The following is a 14,542-nucleotide window of genomic DNA, read 5'->3' on the forward strand; positions in this document are numbered from 1 at the left end:
TCACGGGCCCGCCTGACGGAGCGAGGATAGCACCGTCGGCGGTCGCGGGAGAGCCGGGCGGCACTCTTCAGGAGTAGCTGATCACCAGCGGCGCATGATCCGACCAGCGGGTGTCGTAGCTGGGAGCACGGTCCACCTGAGCGGAGGAGGCGCGGGCGGCGAGCTCCGGGGTGGCCAGCTGATAGTCGATCCGCCATCCGGAATCGTTGTCGAAGGCCTTGCCCCGCTGCGACCACCAGGTGTACGGGCCGGGGCCCTCACCGTGCAGGGTGCGGTGCACATCCACCCAGCCGAGCTCCTCCGTGAGCCGGTCGAGGTAGGCGCGCTCCTCGGGCAGGAACCCGGCGGACTTCCGATTGCCCTTCCAGTTCTTGATGTCCCACTCGGTGTGGGCGATGTTGATGTCCCCGGTGAGGACGACATGACGGCCCTCCGCGCGGAGCTTCTCCAGGCGCTTCATCATCACGTCGAGGAACTCATACTTGTCCGTCATGGTCTGCGGCTTCTCGGTGTTGCCCGAGTGCATGTAGCAGGAGATGACGGTCATCGCGGCGCCGTCGCCGAGCGGGTCCTGGAGGTCGGTCTCGAGCCAGCGGCCGGTGTGCGCATCTGCGTCCAGTCCCGGCAGGCCGCGGCGCACACCGTTCAGGTCGGCGCCCTGCAGCGAGGTGCGGGCGGCGATCGCGACGCCGGCACGGCCCTTCAGCTGTGAGACCTCCCCCACGATGGTCCACTCCTGACCCACCAGCCCGGGAAGCAGCTCCTCGGGAGCACGGACCTCTTGCAGGGTGACGAGATCGGCGGAGGTGGAGGCGAGCCAGTCGCCCATCCCCTTCCGGGCGGCGGCGCGCAGGCCGTTGACGTTGACGGTGGCGAGGGTGAAGGTCACGCGGGATCCTCGATTCCGGCGGCGCGCTCGGCCGCCTCGACGACATTCTTCAGCAGCAGCGCGCGGGTCATCGGCCCGACGCCGCCGGGGTTGGGGCTGAGCCAGCCGGCGACCTCGGAGGCCGACGGGTCGACGTCGCCCACGAGTGCGGCCTTGCCTCCCTCGGGGTCCTCGCGGCGGGAGACACCGACGTCGAAGACGACCGCTCCGGGCTTGATGTCCTCGGCGCGCACCAGGTGCGCGGCGCCCGCGGCGGCGACGATGACATCGGCGCGACGCAGGTGAGCGGGGAGGTCGGCGGTGCCGGTGTGGCACAGGGTGACCGTCGCGTTGTGCTCGCGACGGGTGAGCAGGGCACCGATGGAGCGGCCCACGGTGATGCCGCGACCGACGACCACGACATCCTTGCCCCGGAAGTCCAGGCCGTGGCGCTCGGCCAGCTCGATCACGGCGCGCGGGGTGCAGGGCAGCGGGGTGTGGATGGGCTTGTTGGCGTTCAGCACCAGGCGCCCCAGGTTCATCGGATGCAGTCCGTCGGCGTCCTTGGCGGGGTCGATCCGCTCGAGGATCGCATCGGTGTCGATCTGCGGCGGCAGCGGGAGCTGGACGATGTATCCGGTGCAGGCGGGGTCCTCGTTCAGTGCGTCGACCACGGCTTCGACATCCGCCTGGGTGGCGTCGGCCGGAAGCTGCTTCTGGATCGAGGCCAACCCCACCTGCTCGCTGTCGCGATGCTTGCCCCGCACATAGGCGGCGCTGCCGGGGTCGTCCCCGACCAGCACGGTCGCCAGGCCCGGGCGTTCGTGACCGGCCTCCAGGAGGCGGCTCACGCGTGCGGCGAGCTCCTGCTTGATGGCCTTCGCGGTGGCCCTGCCGTCGAGGGTCTGGGCAGTCATGTCGCTCCTGGGGGTGTGGTGCGGGCGTGGCGGGGGGACGGGCGTGGGGCCCGGCGCTGACATACCGGGCCCCACGGTGCCTCTCAGTACTGCTGCAGCTCGGGGTACAGCGGCTTCGACTCGGCCAGCGCCGCGGTGCGGGCGCGCAGCGCCTCGAGGTCTGCGCCACCGGTCAGCGCCAGCGCGATGACGTCGGCGACCTCGGTGAATTCCTTGGCACCGAAGCCGCGGGTGGCCAGGGCGGGCGTGCCGATGCGCAGGCCCGAGGTGACGCGCGGCGGCCGCGGGTCGTTCGGGACGGCGTTGCGATTGACGGTGATCCCTGCCTCGTGGAGACGGTCCTCGGCCTGCTGGCCGTCCAGCTCGCTGTCGACCAGGTCCACCAGCACCAGGTGCACGTCGGTGCCCCCGGAGATCACCTTCACCCCGGCGGCCCGGGCATCCTTCGCCTGGAGCCGCTCGGCGATGATCTTCGCGCCTTCCAGGGTGCGGGCCTGACGGTCCTTGAACTCGTCCGTGGCGGCGACCTTGAGCGCGACGGCCTTGGCGGCGATGACGTGCATCAGCGGGCCGCCCTGCTGGCCGGGGAACACGGCCGAGTCGATCTTCTTGGCCCACTTCTCCTTGCACAGGATCATGCCGGAGCGGGGCCCGCCGATGGTCTTGTGGATGGTGGTGGAGACGACGTCCGCGTACGGCACGGGGCTGGGGTGCAGGCCCGCGGCGACCAGTCCTGCGAAGTGGGCCATGTCGACCCAGAGCGCCGCCCCGACCTCGTCGGCGATCTCGCGGAAGGCGGCGAAATCCAGCTGGCGGGTGTAGGCGGACCAGCCCGCGACGATCACCTTCGGCTGCTCGGCGACAGCCAGCTCCCGCACCTTGGCCATATCGATCTGGCCGGTCTCCGGCTCGGTCTCGTAGGCGACGATGTCGTAGAGGCGGCCGGAGAAGTTGATCTTCATGCCGTGGGTGAGGTGGCCGCCATGGGCGAGAGAGAGGCCCATCAGCTTGTCACCGGGACGGGCCAGGGCGTGCATGACCGCCGCGTTGGCGGTGGCGCCGGAGTGGGGCTGGAGGTTCGCGTGCTCGGCGCCGAACAGCTCCTTGGCGCGGTCGATCGCGATCTGCTCAGCGACGTCGACCTCTTCGCAGCCGCCGTAGTAGCGGCGACCCGGGTACCCCTCGGCGTATTTGTTGGTGAGCACCGAGCCCTGGGCCTGGAGCACCGCACGCGGCACGAAGTTCTCGCTCGCGATCATCTCCAGGGTGCGCTGCTGGCGGGCCAGCTCCTTGTCGAGGACCTGGGCGATGTCCGGGTCGAGATCGGCGATGGACTGGTCGAGGACGTTCACAGGGCCTCCTGCAGTGTCGGGGCGGGACGCCGGCGGGCGCCGTCCCGCCATCTTAGGACGGACTGCGCCCGGGCCGCGCACCGGCTCAGAGATCGAGGCCGAGGCGAACGGGTTCGGGCTCCAGCCGGATCCCGAAGCTGCTCTGGACCCGTGACTGGACGTCCCGGGCGAGGGCCACCAGATCAGCGCTGCCGGCGCCGCCGCGGTTGGTCAGCGCCAGCGAGTGCTTGCTGGAGACGGCGGCCCGCTCCCCCACCGCGTGCCCACGTTCGATCCCGGCGTGGCTGATCAACCAGGCGGCGCTGGTCTTGACCTGCCCGCCGCCGACGTCGTAACGAGGGGCGTCTGCGGGCAGGCGGGCGGCCTCCCCGCTGTCGAGGATCGGGTTGGTGAAGAAGGAACCGGCGCTCCAGGTGTCGTGATCGCGCGCATCCAGCACCATTCCCTTGGCGCCGCGGATGCGCAGCACCGCCTCGCGCACCTCGTGCATCGGTGCCCGCGCTCCCACCTCGACGCCGAGGGCGTCGGCGAGCTGGGCGTAGCGGATCGGGGCCGAGCGGCTGCCGAGGGTGTGCTGGAAGGTCACCGAGAGCACCACGTAGCGTCCGGTGGCCGAGGGGGCGGCTCCGGAGTAGCGCGTGCGTTTGAAGATGCTGTCGCGGTAGGCGAAGCCGCAGTCCGCGGCGAAGAAGGTGCGCACCGCGCGCTTCTCCCGGTCCCAGGTGCGCACCCGGGAGATGGTGGCGGCGACCTCCTGGCCGTAGGCGCCGACGTTCTGGATGGGGGTGGCCCCGACCGAGCCGGGGATCCCCGAGAGCGCCTCGATCCCGACCATCTCGCGAGCGATCGCGTAGCGCACCGCCCGATCCCAGTTCACCCCGGCGAAGTACTCGACGATCGCGCCACCGCAGGTGGGGTCCAGCGGGGTCAGCTCCGCAGGGTCGACGGGGATGCCGTCGGGCTCTCCGGACGCACCGACCTCGCAGGTGGCGTCCAGCAGCGGCGGCTCCTCGGGATCCCGCAGCAACACGACGGTCCCGGCGAACGGTTCGTCGGAGGCGACCAGGTTGGAGCCGCCGCCGAGCACCAGCAGCGGCTCCTCGGCGGCGTCCGCCGCTGCCACCGCATCGATGACCTCATCGGCCGTGCGGGCCTCGACGAGCTTCCTGATCTCGCCGCCGATGCGCAGCGTGGTGAGGTCCGCGAGCCTCATGCGGCATCCGGCAGGGCGAGGGTGGCGCGGGCACGGCCGAGCACCTTGGTCCCGTCGACCTCGGCGGTGAGATCCACTCGTGCGGTGCCCGCCTCCTCGTCGATCGCGCCGACGACGGCGACGACCTCGAGGGTCGCGGCCCCGGTGGCGGGCACCGGGATCGGGCTGGTGAACCGCGTGGTGAAGCCGCGCACGGCGGCGGGGTCGGCGATGGCGTCGAGGAGGCCGGTGATCGCGGTGCCCATGGTGAGCATCCCGTGGGCGATGACGCCGGGCAGCCCGGCCGCGGTCGCGACGGTGTCGTTGTAGTGGATGGGGTTGAAGTCACCGGAGGCCCCGGCATAGCGCACCAGGGTGTCACGGGTGATCTCGTGGCGGGTGCGGGCGAGCTCCTGGCCGATGCTCAGCGCGGAGAGGTCCGCGGGGGCGGCGGGCGTGGCGGTCATGTGTGCTCCTGGATCCGTGGAGTCGGGCGGGACGGGAATGCTGCGGGCCTCCGGCCGAGGTGGTGGGCGGAGGACCGCTGGTGCCGATGGGGTCAGTCGCCGCGGACGACCAGCATGCTGCGCACTGCGGCGACCTCGGCGCCGGTCTCGTCGGCGAGGTCCACGCGGGTGGTGACCATCGTGTGACCGCCGGCGGCGCGGACCGACTCGACGGTGAGGGTGGGGACCAGCCGGTCCCCCGCGACCACGGGGCGGTGCAGGGTGAAGGTCTCCTCGCCGTGGACCACCCGGGAGAAGTCGATCCCGGAGGCGGGGTCCTCGATGTACTGCGCCTCGGTGGCCTGCGCGAGGGAGACCAGGAAGGTCGGCGGGGCCAGCACACCCGCATGGCCGGCGCGGCGTGCCGCCTCAGGATCGGTGTGCAGCGGCGATGATGCGCCGGTGGCGCGCGCGAACTCGGCGACCTTCGCGGCCGAGACCGTGTGCACGGGCCCGGCCGGGTAGGTGCGCCCGGCGAAGGCGGGGTCGGGGGTGAGGGGCATGGCGTCTCCCGAGGTCTGGTCGGCCGGGGCCGACGGGTACGAACCCCACGATCATCTCACCGCAGGACCGGTGGGGTGAGCAGGTGGCGTGGCTCCGCCCCGGTCCAGGGACCCAGCGGGGTCCGCGAACGACGAAGGCCACCCGGGATGATCCCGGGTGGCCTTCGCGAAAGCGTGCTGCGCCCGCTCAGCGGGTCTCGCGGTGCGCCGTCTGCTTGCCGCAGGTCGGGCAGAACTTCGAGAGTTCGAGCCGATCCGGGGTGTTACGGCGGTTCTTCTTGGTGATGTAGTTGCGCGCCTTGCAATCAACACAAGCCATGGTGATCTTGGGACGCACGTCAGAGCTCTTGCTCGCCACGGTTCGCCTCTTTCGTCCGGGTGGCGCGCCCAGCGGCACACCTCGTGGGTCCCCGTGCTCGGGGATGTGGATTCAGCACTCCGGCGGGAACCGGTGTGGTACCGAGGGCGGGGATCGAACCCGCGACCTCACGATTATGAGTCGTGCGCTCTAACCGTCTGAGCTACCCCGGCGTGACCGATGAAGCGGCCCGATCTCGAATGAGACCGGGCCGCCGCATCCATCAGAGCCCTGAAAGGGAATCGAACCCTTGACCTTCTCCTTACCATGGAGACGCTCTGCCGACTGAGCTATCAGGGCAACCCGGTGAACTTTACCCATCTCCTCGCCCGGAGGCAATTCGGAGGCTGGTCCCGGTGCTTCGGATCACATGGATCCTCCGCCGTGGCAGATGAGGGATTCGAACCCACGTAGGCAATGCCAGCTGATTTACAGTCAGCTCCCTTTGGCCGCTCGGGTAATCTGCCGTGACCGCTGCCGTTGTCCACACGACCTGGATCGCGTGGCCGCCGGAAGCGGACCTGGACCAGCATACCGGCGCCGCGTCGCCGATGCGAACCGGGAGCGGCCCCTCGGCGCATGAAGAGCGTCACAGCTGTTCCCGGTGCTCGTGGACAATGAGGTGGCGGCCCATCCGGGCGGCCGCACGAAGGAAGGACCCACCGTGGCAGATTCATCGTTCGACATCGTCAGCAAGCTCGATCGTCAGGAGATCGACAACGCTGTCAATCAGGCAGTGAAGGAGGTCGGTCAGCGCTACGACTTCCGGGGCACCGGAGCTTCGATCACCCTCAGCGGGGATGAGATCGTCATGACCGCCAATGCGGAGGAGCGGGTGCTCGCCGTCCTCGACGTGCTGCAGTCCAAGCTCATCCGCCGGGGCATCTCGCTCAAGTCCCTGGACGTGGGTGAGCCCAAGCAGTCCGGCAAGGAGATGCGCCTGGCGGCGGCGCTCAAGGAGGGCATCAGCACCGAGGACGCCAAGAAGATCGCGAAGCTGATCCGTGATGAGGGACCCAAGGCGGTCAAGGCCCGGATCGAGGGGGACGAGCTGCGGGTCTCCTCCAAGAGCCGTGACGACCTGCAGTCCGTCATCGCCCTGCTGAAGGGCAAGGACCTGGACGTCGCGCTCCAGTTCATCAACTACCGCTGACACCGGGCCGGGGTGGCTGTGGTGGCGCTCCCGGCGCACCCGCCCACAACGGCGCCACCCACGAGGAACCCCGCCCGCACGACGCCGAGCACACACAAGGCCCCGCACCCGAAACGGGTGCGGGGCCTTCCGCGAGACGAACGTTGAACCGAGCACTCAGCCCTGGTTCGACGTGGTGTCCTGCTCCTCCGCGTGCTGGTTGAGGGCCTTGCCCTTCTCCTCCAGCGCATTGACCAGGTTCGCCAGCCCCCACCGACGAACGAACCCCAATCCTCACGGTACGAGTCGTAGTCCGTACCGACCCACTCCACAGAGTTCACGACGCTGCTCATATCGCCGACGATCTCCATGATCTGCTGACCCGCATCGGACACCGCCTGCGCGACCTCGCGACCCTCTTCCGGATTCATACCCTTGAAAGCCATGACCTACCCCTCTCGCCCCGACCCGGGGCTACAGAACTACAAAAGAAAAGAAACTTGAACCCAGACGATCAGGACGACGCTTCGCGCTGCTTCGCCGCGTTCGTCTTCCCACGCTCCGAGAACTCATCACAGCTCTGCTTCACCCGCTGAGCGAGATCCTGCAGCGTCCCGGTGAACTCACCGACGAAACGATCCCGGTCCTCACCCGTCCAGTCGAAGCCCTCGACCCTGCTCGCCACCTGCTGAAAAGCCTGCAAGGCATCATCGCCGGCCTGCTGGATCTGCTGGCTCATCTGATCGACGGCCTCAGGGTTCATACCCTTCTTCATGGTGTCCTCCATGTCGTAGTGAAAACTAGCCCTACCCACCGGAGAGGACCTCCGCGGCCTCACACCGCCTCCTCGACCCTGTCCCCCAGGTGATGACACCACCCTAGAACCCCCACCCCCACTTGGCGATGGGGACAACTCCCCATGCTCCTCCCCATTCCCTCTATCAGTCATCACACCAGGTCATAAAGGATTGGAGAGCGATCGGGGGAGTGTTCCGGCTGTGGATGATCACGCGTCGCCGGCTGCACCGGCATGGCTGTGGTGACGCTCCCGGCGCACCCGCCCACAACGGCGCCACCCACGAGGAACCCCGCCCGCACGACGCCGAGCACACACAAGGCCCCGCACCCGAAACGGGTGCGGGGCCTTCCGCGAGACGAACGTTGAACCGAGCACTCAGCCCTGGTTCGACGTGGTGTCCTGCTCCTCCGCGTGCTGGTTGAGGGCCTTGCCCTTCTCCTCCAGCGCATTGACCAGGTTCGCCAGCCCCCCACCGACGAACGAACCCCAATCCTCACGGTACGAGTCGTAGTCCGTACCGACCCACTCCACAGAGTTCACGACGCTGCTCATATCGCCGACGATCTCCATGATCTGCTGACCCGCATCGGACACCGCCTGCGCGACCTCGCGACCCTCTTCCGGATTCATACCCTTGAAAGCCATGACCTACCCCTCTCGCCCCGACCCGGGGCTACAGAACTACAAAAGAAAAGAAACTTGAACCCAGACGATCAGGACGACGCTTCGCGCTGCTTCGCCGCGTTCGTCTTCCCACGCTCCGAGAACTCATCACAGCTCTGCTTCACCCGCTGAGCGAGATCCTGCAGCGTCCCGGTGAACTCACCGACGAAACGATCCCGGTCCTCACCCGTCCAGTCGAAGCCCTCGACCCTGCTCGCCACCTGCTGAAAAGCCTGCAAGGCATCATCGCCGGCCTGCTGGATCTGCTGGCTCATCTGATCGACGGCCTCAGGGTTCATACCCTTCTTCATGGTGTCCTCCATGTCGTAGTGAAGACTAGCCCTACCCACCGGAGAGGACCTCCGCGGCCTCACACCGCCTCCTCGACCCTGTCCCCCAGGTGATGACACCACCCTAGAACCCCCACCCCCACTTGGCGATGGGGACAACTCCCCGTCCAGGACTCCCCATCGTGCTCCGTCCGGGGGCACCGGTCAGGTCGCAGCTGCCTCGACATGGCGACGGCCCCGGCTCCCTTCACGGGGGCCGGGGCCGGGACGGACGGGGCGTGCTCAGTCCACCGTCACGCGGAGCGAATCCTGGATGGTGCGCACGGTCTCGATCTCATCATCGGCGCTCTCGGCGCCGCAGCTGCCCACGACCTCCAGGACGTCCGTGGCCACCCCGCCGCGGTCGATGACCGCATAGCGCGCCGCCTGGACCACGGTCGGCCGCCCGGGCTGCGTGTATCCGTACTCGCTGGCGATCCAGGTGGAGCCGGCGACCTCGATCTCTCCTGTGCCGAGCTCTTCGAGCTCCGGCAGCGCCGCCTTGCGCTGGTCGAGGCCGGCCCGGGCCGACTCGAGGGTGAATTCCGGACCGAACCGCTGCACCGTCACCACGACATTCGCCCGGAAGCTCCCCTCCACCCGAGGCTGCGCGACGGCGACCTGGACACCGGGGACGGTCAGCGTCTCCCAGTCCTCCGGCACCTCGATCGCGATGCGGGGCGGTCCGGGGAAATCCGCGCTCGGGTATTCGATGCTCTTTGCCATGGATATGCTCCGTTCGTCCCACCACTGACGCCGGTCAACATATCAGGCATGTCCCAGGCATGACGAAGGCTCGAGCAGAGCACCCGCTCGAGCCCCGCCGCTTGTCGATCGCGCGCTCCGGAGATCTTCTCGTCACTGGGACGAGGCGGTCTCCTGCTCGGAGGCGTTCCGCTCGGCCGACTCCCCCAGCTCGTTGACCGAGTTCATGATCTGCTGCAGCGCCGGCACCATCTCGCTCTGCCACTGGCCGCGGAAACGATCCGCATCAGGACCGGTCCAGTCGACCTCAGCGAGGCCGCCGGTCAGCTCCTGCTCGATCCTGGTGATCTCCTCGGCTGCGTCACGCAGCTGGGCCGACATCCGCCGGACCTCTTCGACGTTCATACCCTTCGTGGCGTTCACTGTTCGGGTTCCCCTTCCTGATGGCTCCCGCCCGCGCCCCGTTGCGGTGCACCGGCGTGATGTCATGGTCGACAGGATTCACTGTAGAGCGATCCGCGGGCCCGGACCATGGGGAGGAGTCCCCATGGGGATGCAGACCCTCCCGCGGGTCCTGCGACGCACGCGCTGCGGCGCCGTCTCCGTCGCCTCGCAGCCCGTCCGGGGCTCACTCAGCCGGTCGTCACCTGCGCGACCTGCAGTTTCAGTGCGCGGCCGCTGTGGACGAGGAATCCGCGCCCGGGCGGGAAGTCCGCTCGACGGATCCTCCCCAGCCCGGTGCCGAGCAAGGAGTCGCCGTCCATGTCGCTCGGCTGCAGCAGGAGGCCCCGCCGGCCCGCTTTGAAGGGCTGGGCGAGCACGTAGGCCTGCGACCAGGAGGCCGATTCGTTCTCTCCGACCACGAACTGGCCCTCACGGGTGCTCGCCCGGATCAGCTTGTCCAGATCGCTCTCGACCCCGCTGCCGGTGAAGTCCGCGACACCGTCGATGAACAGGGCGAGCCTGCCCTCCCCCACGGAGCCGGACTCGATGGTCTGGCGCAGCTGGCCCGCGAGCTCACGGACCGTATCCGGGTCCGAGGCCTCCACGTCCCAGATCGGCAGCCCTGTCAGGGGTGTGCGGCGCGAGGAGAAGCGGACCAGGCGCATCGGTTCATCCATCGCCTTCAGCGCGGTGGCGATGGTCAGCATCGCGGTGGTGCGTCCCGAGCCCATCGGGCCCGTGACCATGAAGGCGCCCCGCGGCTCGAAGGTGAGCTCGGCCAGAGTCTCGTCGGCCAGCCCCAGCACCGGCATGCCGCCGACCGTCGGGCGCAGAGAGGTGAACTCAACGCGCTCGGGAAGTCGCTTGATCTCCGGCGCCTCGGGCATCCCGGCCCGGCGCATCGCCTTGGCGAGCTTGGAGACCTCGCGGGACTGGATGGCCACGTTGGCGTCACCTCCGTGCACGGCGACCTGCACCTCATGGCCGTCCTGGATGGAACGCCCGGGGGGTGAGGTGCCATCCAGCACGTCCTTGGGTTCGCCGAAGGCGACGTAGTCTTCGTCGCTCGCCATCCGGTGGATCAGACGGCGCTGGATCGAGGACCCCAGCGAGGTCGGGATCGCGTTGGGGCGGTCGCCGGTGACGACGACATGCACACCCACCTGGCGTCCGTCGGTCGCGATCTGGACGAAGGTGGTGAACCATTTCGAGAGGTTCGAGTAGTCATAGGCCTCGCGGAACGCCGCCATGCCGTCGACCAGCAGCAGGATGCGCGGGGTGTCCGGCTTCCCCGCCAGCTCGCGGTACTCGGCCACCGACCCGGCGCGGAGCTTCGCGAACTCCTTCGCCCGCTCGTCGATCAGCTGGCGCAGGGTCCGCAGGAGGCGGATCACCCGCTCCTCGTCGTCACCCGGGACGATCGTGCCCACGTGCGGGAGCTCCTCGAGCATCGTCAGCCCGGAGGCCCCGAAGTCGAGGCCGTAGACATGGACGGGTCCGCCGCGGACGGTGGAGGCGGCCGAGATCGCGAGGGTGCGCAGCGTGGTGGATTTGCCCGAGCCGCCGGTGCCGTAGATGGCCATGTTGCCGTCCCGGTCCGGGAAGTACGAGGTCGTGGGCTGTGCCTGGTCCTCGGGGACATCCACCACGCCCAGCAGCAGCTCCTCGTCGGTGCGTCGGCTGGGCAGCCGCGAGAGGTCGTAGGCATCGGCCAGTTCCGACAGCCACGGCTTGCGCGGTGCGGGCACGCCGGCGTTCTCCGCCGCGGCCACCACCGTCGCGACGACCCGGGAGATGTCATTGGGGCCGGGGTCCTCGATCTCCTTGGCGGGCGGGGCCGGGATGTCCCACTGCTCCCCGGTGCCGAAGTCCTTCTCGACGATGTCGATCCGGGCCCGTTCGGGCTCATCGGTGGTCCATCCGCCGGCGTACCCGGACTGGAAGGTCGCGATCCGTCCGGGCCCGGTCTTGGCCGCGCCGCGGCCCGGGATGCCGGGGTCGAAGTGCGCGGCCAGCTTGTCCCCCAGGATGTCCTTGGAATCCGCCTCGTCGGCCATGCGCAGCGCGATGCGGAGGTTCGTGTTGGCGCGCAGGTTGTCCTTGATGACGCCCGCGGGCCGCTGGGTGGCGAGGATCAGGTGCAGGCCCAGGGAGCGGCCTCGGGCGGCGACGTCCACGACACCGTCGACGAACTCCGGGATCTCCTTGGCCAGCGCCGCGAACTCGTCGACGATGATGATCAGGCTGGGAGGGGCCTCGGGGTCACCGGTGCGCTCCAGCGAGACCAGGTCCTTCGCCTTCTTCCGGTTCAGCAGGTGCTCGCGGTAGTGCAGCTCGGCCCGCAGCGAGGTCAGTGCGCGCCGCACCAGGTGCTGGGAGAGATCGGTGACCAGGCCGACGGTGTGCGGCAGTGCGACGGCGTCGGCGAAGGCGGCGCCGCCCTTGTAGTCCACGAACAGGAATGTCACGCGGTCCGGGCTGTGCGCCGTGGCCATGCCCAGCACCCAGGCCTGGAGGAACTCCGACTTGCCGGCACCGGTGGTACCGCCCACCAGCGCGTGGGGACCGTTGGTGCGCAGATCGAGGTGGAAGGCATCCTGGCCGTTGTGGCCGACCAGCCCGCGCAGGTTCGCGTCATGCTTGCGCCGCTGCGGCTCCGAGCCGTCCCGCGGGGTGAGGGAGCTGTTCTCCTTCCACCGCTCGATGATGTGGTTCGGATCCTCGGCCATCGCCATGCCGCCGAGCTTGAGATAGGAGATCGAACGGGGCAGGTCGGAGTCGTCGTCGATCGGGACGCCGGCGTCGACCACGGGGGCCAGATGGCGGGCCACGCCGGAAGCGACCTCGACCGACACGGTCTCGACCGTGACCGGGTAGAAGCGCTCCCCCACGCGCACATGCCCGGCGCTCGCCCCCTCCACGGACTCCTCGACGGAGACGTACGTGCGGCAGGCGGCCGGCAGCGCCGCGACATTGGAGGCGGACCAGATCACATGGATCCCGACGTCCGGTCCGCGCTCGGCGAGGCGCACCAGCCGGGCGCGGTCCACCGGGGCGTCGTCCTCGATGATGACCACGAGGCTGGGGGTGATCGGCTCCGGGGGGATCTCCGGCTCCGCCTCGATCTGGACGGTCATCGGGGTGCGCAGGCTCGCCGGGGCATCCCCTGCACGCTGCTCGATGAGCTCCTCGATGCGCGAGAGCAGGGAGGTGCCTCGACCAGGGGTGTCGGCGAGGTGGTCCCCGGGCAGCGGCGAATGCGCGCTCGAGGTGTGCGGGAGCCATTTCAGCCACTGCCACATCTCACGGCTGGAGCGTGAGGTAATCGCCGCGATCGCCACCTCTGCCGGGGAGTGGAGGGCGAAGATCTGGGTGACGATGCCGCGCGCCACCCCGTCGGCCTCCTCCCCTCCGCCGGCCACCCCGATGTTGCCGGCGTACCGGAGCTCCGCCGCCACCGGCACCCCGGCGATCAGCTTGTACTCCTCGTTCATGTCGTCGAGCATGTCGTAGTACTTGGGGATCGCATCGTTCTCCCCCGGCATCTCGATGCCCACCCGCGATTCGGCGATGCCCAGGCCCAGCCGCACCGCGCCGAAGGCATTGTGCTCGGGGCGGTGGGTCCACAGCAGCCGGCCCAGCCGGAATGCGGCGTCCACGGTGTCCGCCGCCGACGGGGTCTCGACCAGGCGCACCGCGCGTTCGAGGTCCTGCGCCGCGGTGACCCGTCGTTTGAGGGAGGCCAGGCCCTCGTCGAAGTTCTCGATCTGCCGCTCGAGCATCTTCTTCTGCTGGAACTTGCGGTTCAGGTACCCGGCCGTGGCCATCATCGGCATCATGAACACGAACATGAGCGAGTACGGGCTGCGTGTCATCGAGAACATGAGACCGCCCATGAGGATGGGCGCGAACATCATGAAGATCGGGAAGAACTGCGGCTGTGGCTCCTTGGGCGGGGTGGGCGCCTTCAGGGGCCGGTAGGGGAAGCGTGGCACCACGCGCGGGGAGCGGTTGAACTCCACCACCGGCGAGCTGGGCGCGGTGCCCCCGAGCCGGTGCAGCGCGATCACCGAGAACGTGGTCTGACCGATCAGCACCGTGTCCGCCGGGCCGATCACCGCACGCTGCACCTGCTCGCCGCCGAGCACGACACCGTTGGAGGAGTGCAGGTCCACGATCTCGATCGAGTCGCCGACGTTGATGCGGGCGTGCCGTTTGGAGAGCATGGGGTCGGCGATCCGGATGTCCAGATCGCCCTCCCGGCCGACGACGCTCGAACCGGAGGGCAGGGGGAACTCCCTGCCCGCCTCGGGGCCGGAGAGCACCCGGAGCAGGGCGACCGCCGCGCCGCGGGACTCCGAACGCGTGGCGTACTCGGTCGAGGACCGGGCGATGGAGACGATGCTGCCGGAGCGCAGCCCGGCCTGGATCAGGTCGATCTCTCGGTCCAGCGAGCGCACGCCCTTCGCGCCCGGGCCTGCGCCGGGATCCTGGACCTGGAGGGTGAGCCCCTCCGGCGCCTCGCCGTCCGCGCGCAGCGGATCGGCCACGTACAGCGCGTTCGCGACGTCCGCGACCGTCGCCGTGGCATCGGCGGTGACCTCCAGATCGGTCAGCCGATCCTCGGGCCTGCGCAGCGTGAGCTTGATGCGCATCGATGCTCCTCCCCCTGGTGGGCCCCTCGCCCGCCTGCTGGGGCGCCCCGCCGGGGCGGCCCGTTCCGTCAGTGTTCGTCAGCGGTCGTCAGTGTTCGTCAGCGGTCGTCGGTGGTCGT

At 69.3% G+C, this 14,542-nt stretch carries 14 protein-coding genes and 3 tRNA genes; 1 reads left to right on the top strand and 16 read right to left on the bottom strand.

The window, feature by feature from the left end; all coding sequences use genetic code 11:
* Positions 1-67 precede the first annotated feature (67 nt).
* From CFK39_RS03050 to CFK39_RS03095, 10 genes are all read right to left on the bottom strand, one after another.
* Positions 68-889 (bottom strand): exodeoxyribonuclease III, encoded by an 822-nt coding sequence (locus CFK39_RS03050; RefSeq protein WP_089064224.1) that lies wholly within the window; start codon positions 887-889, stop codon positions 68-70.
* Positions 886-1,785 carry a bifunctional methylenetetrahydrofolate dehydrogenase/methenyltetrahydrofolate cyclohydrolase gene (locus tag CFK39_RS03055; RefSeq protein WP_089064225.1) on the bottom strand — a complete coding sequence of 300 codons (900 nt, stop codon included), beginning with the start codon at positions 1,783-1,785 and terminating at the stop codon, positions 886-888. The genes CFK39_RS03050 and CFK39_RS03055 overlap by 4 nt, the downstream gene beginning before the upstream one ends.
* 83 nt (positions 1,786-1,868) lie before the next feature.
* Positions 1,869-3,137, bottom strand: coding sequence for a serine hydroxymethyltransferase (gene glyA, locus CFK39_RS03060; protein ID WP_089064226.1), 1,269 nt, complete (start codon positions 3,135-3,137; stop codon positions 1,869-1,871).
* Between the two features lie 85 nt (positions 3,138-3,222).
* Positions 3,223-4,350, bottom strand: a complete 1,128-nt coding sequence (locus CFK39_RS03065; protein WP_089064227.1) for a UDP-N-acetylmuramate dehydrogenase — start codon at positions 4,348-4,350, stop codon at positions 3,223-3,225.
* Positions 4,347-4,796 (bottom strand): MaoC/PaaZ C-terminal domain-containing protein, encoded by a 450-nt coding sequence (locus CFK39_RS03070; RefSeq protein WP_089064228.1) that lies wholly within the window; start codon positions 4,794-4,796, stop codon positions 4,347-4,349. The genes CFK39_RS03065 and CFK39_RS03070 overlap by 4 nt, the downstream gene beginning before the upstream one ends.
* A 92-nt stretch (positions 4,797-4,888) precedes the next feature.
* On the bottom strand, positions 4,889-5,338 hold the full coding sequence (locus CFK39_RS03075; RefSeq protein ID WP_089064229.1) for an FAS1-like dehydratase domain-containing protein: 450 nt from the start codon (positions 5,336-5,338) through the stop codon (positions 4,889-4,891).
* Between the two features lie 187 nt (positions 5,339-5,525).
* Positions 5,526-5,657, bottom strand: a complete 132-nt coding sequence (gene rpmG / locus CFK39_RS03080) for a 50S ribosomal protein L33 (protein ID WP_226850118.1) — start codon at positions 5,655-5,657, stop codon at positions 5,526-5,528.
* A 135-nt stretch (positions 5,658-5,792) separates the two neighbouring features.
* Positions 5,793-5,869: transfer RNA gene (locus CFK39_RS03085), tRNA-Met, on the bottom strand.
* Between the two features lie 54 nt (positions 5,870-5,923).
* Positions 5,924-5,996 (bottom strand) — tRNA-Thr (locus CFK39_RS03090).
* Positions 5,997-6,081: 85 nt separating this feature from the next.
* Positions 6,082-6,163 (bottom strand) — tRNA-Tyr (locus CFK39_RS03095).
* 197 nt (positions 6,164-6,360) lie between these two features.
* Between CFK39_RS03095 and CFK39_RS03100 the strand changes: the two genes are divergently transcribed.
* The gene (locus CFK39_RS03100; RefSeq protein ID WP_089066267.1) at positions 6,361-6,849 is read left to right on the top strand and encodes a YajQ family cyclic di-GMP-binding protein; all 489 of its coding nucleotides are present in this window, start codon (positions 6,361-6,363) and stop codon (positions 6,847-6,849) included.
* A gap of 493 nt (positions 6,850-7,342) precedes the next feature.
* Here the strand turns inward: CFK39_RS03100 and CFK39_RS17560 are convergent, their stop codons facing one another.
* The 6 genes from CFK39_RS17560 to CFK39_RS03135 all read right to left on the bottom strand — a co-directional run bounded on the left by CFK39_RS17560 (position 7,343) and on the right by CFK39_RS03135 (position 14,423).
* Positions 7,343-7,603, bottom strand: coding sequence for a hypothetical protein (locus CFK39_RS17560; protein WP_089066268.1), 261 nt, complete (start codon positions 7,601-7,603; stop codon positions 7,343-7,345).
* Positions 7,604-8,002: 399 nt separating this feature from the next.
* On the bottom strand, positions 8,003-8,272 hold the full coding sequence (locus CFK39_RS03115) for a WXG100 family type VII secretion target (RefSeq protein ID WP_089064230.1): 270 nt from the start codon (positions 8,270-8,272) through the stop codon (positions 8,003-8,005).
* A 68-nt stretch (positions 8,273-8,340) separates the two neighbouring features.
* On the bottom strand, positions 8,341-8,613 hold the full coding sequence (locus tag CFK39_RS17565) for a hypothetical protein (protein WP_245822866.1): 273 nt from the start codon (positions 8,611-8,613) through the stop codon (positions 8,341-8,343).
* Between the two features lie 249 nt (positions 8,614-8,862).
* Positions 8,863-9,345, bottom strand: a complete 483-nt coding sequence (locus tag CFK39_RS03125; RefSeq protein ID WP_089064231.1) for a hypothetical protein — start codon at positions 9,343-9,345, stop codon at positions 8,863-8,865.
* Between the two features lie 132 nt (positions 9,346-9,477).
* Positions 9,478-9,747, bottom strand: a complete 270-nt coding sequence (locus tag CFK39_RS03130; RefSeq protein WP_089064232.1) for a WXG100 family type VII secretion target — start codon at positions 9,745-9,747, stop codon at positions 9,478-9,480.
* Positions 9,748-9,956: 209 nt separating this feature from the next.
* Complete coding sequence (locus CFK39_RS03135; protein WP_089064233.1) at positions 9,957-14,423, bottom strand: FtsK/SpoIIIE domain-containing protein; 4,467 nt, start codon at positions 14,421-14,423, stop codon at positions 9,957-9,959.
* Between the last annotated feature and the right edge of the window lie 119 nt (positions 14,424-14,542).

It is taken from the genome of Brachybacterium avium, assembly GCF_002216795.1.
Classification (GTDB): domain Bacteria; phylum Actinomycetota; class Actinomycetes; order Actinomycetales; family Dermabacteraceae; genus Brachybacterium; species Brachybacterium avium.

Coding starts and splice junctions, on each gene's coding strand:
- CFK39_RS03070 (WP_089064228.1), bottom strand. CDS start 4,796: ATGACCGCCACGCCCGCCGCCCCCGCGGACCTCTCCGCGCTGAGCATC.
- CFK39_RS03115 (WP_089064230.1), bottom strand. CDS start 8,272: ATGGCTTTCAAGGGTATGAATCCGGAAGAGGGTCGCGAGGTCGCGCAG.
- CFK39_RS03075 (WP_089064229.1), bottom strand. CDS start 5,338: ATGCCCCTCACCCCCGACCCCGCCTTCGCCGGGCGCACCTACCCGGCC.
- CFK39_RS17565 (WP_245822866.1), bottom strand. CDS start 8,613: ATGGAGGACACCATGAAGAAGGGTATGAACCCTGAGGCCGTCGATCAG.
- CFK39_RS03065 (WP_089064227.1), bottom strand. CDS start 4,350: ATGAGGCTCGCGGACCTCACCACGCTGCGCATCGGCGGCGAGATCAGG.
- rpmG (WP_226850118.1), bottom strand. CDS start 5,657: ATGGCTTGTGTTGATTGCAAGGCGCGCAACTACATCACCAAGAAGAAC.
- CFK39_RS03135 (WP_089064233.1), bottom strand. CDS start 14,423: ATGCGCATCAAGCTCACGCTGCGCAGGCCCGAGGATCGGCTGACCGAT.
- CFK39_RS17560 (WP_089066268.1), bottom strand. CDS start 7,603: ATGAAGAAGGGTATGAACCCTGAGGCCGTCGATCAGATGAGCCAGCAG.
- CFK39_RS03125 (WP_089064231.1), bottom strand. CDS start 9,345: ATGGCAAAGAGCATCGAATACCCGAGCGCGGATTTCCCCGGACCGCCC.
- CFK39_RS03055 (WP_089064225.1), bottom strand. CDS start 1,785: ATGACTGCCCAGACCCTCGACGGCAGGGCCACCGCGAAGGCCATCAAG.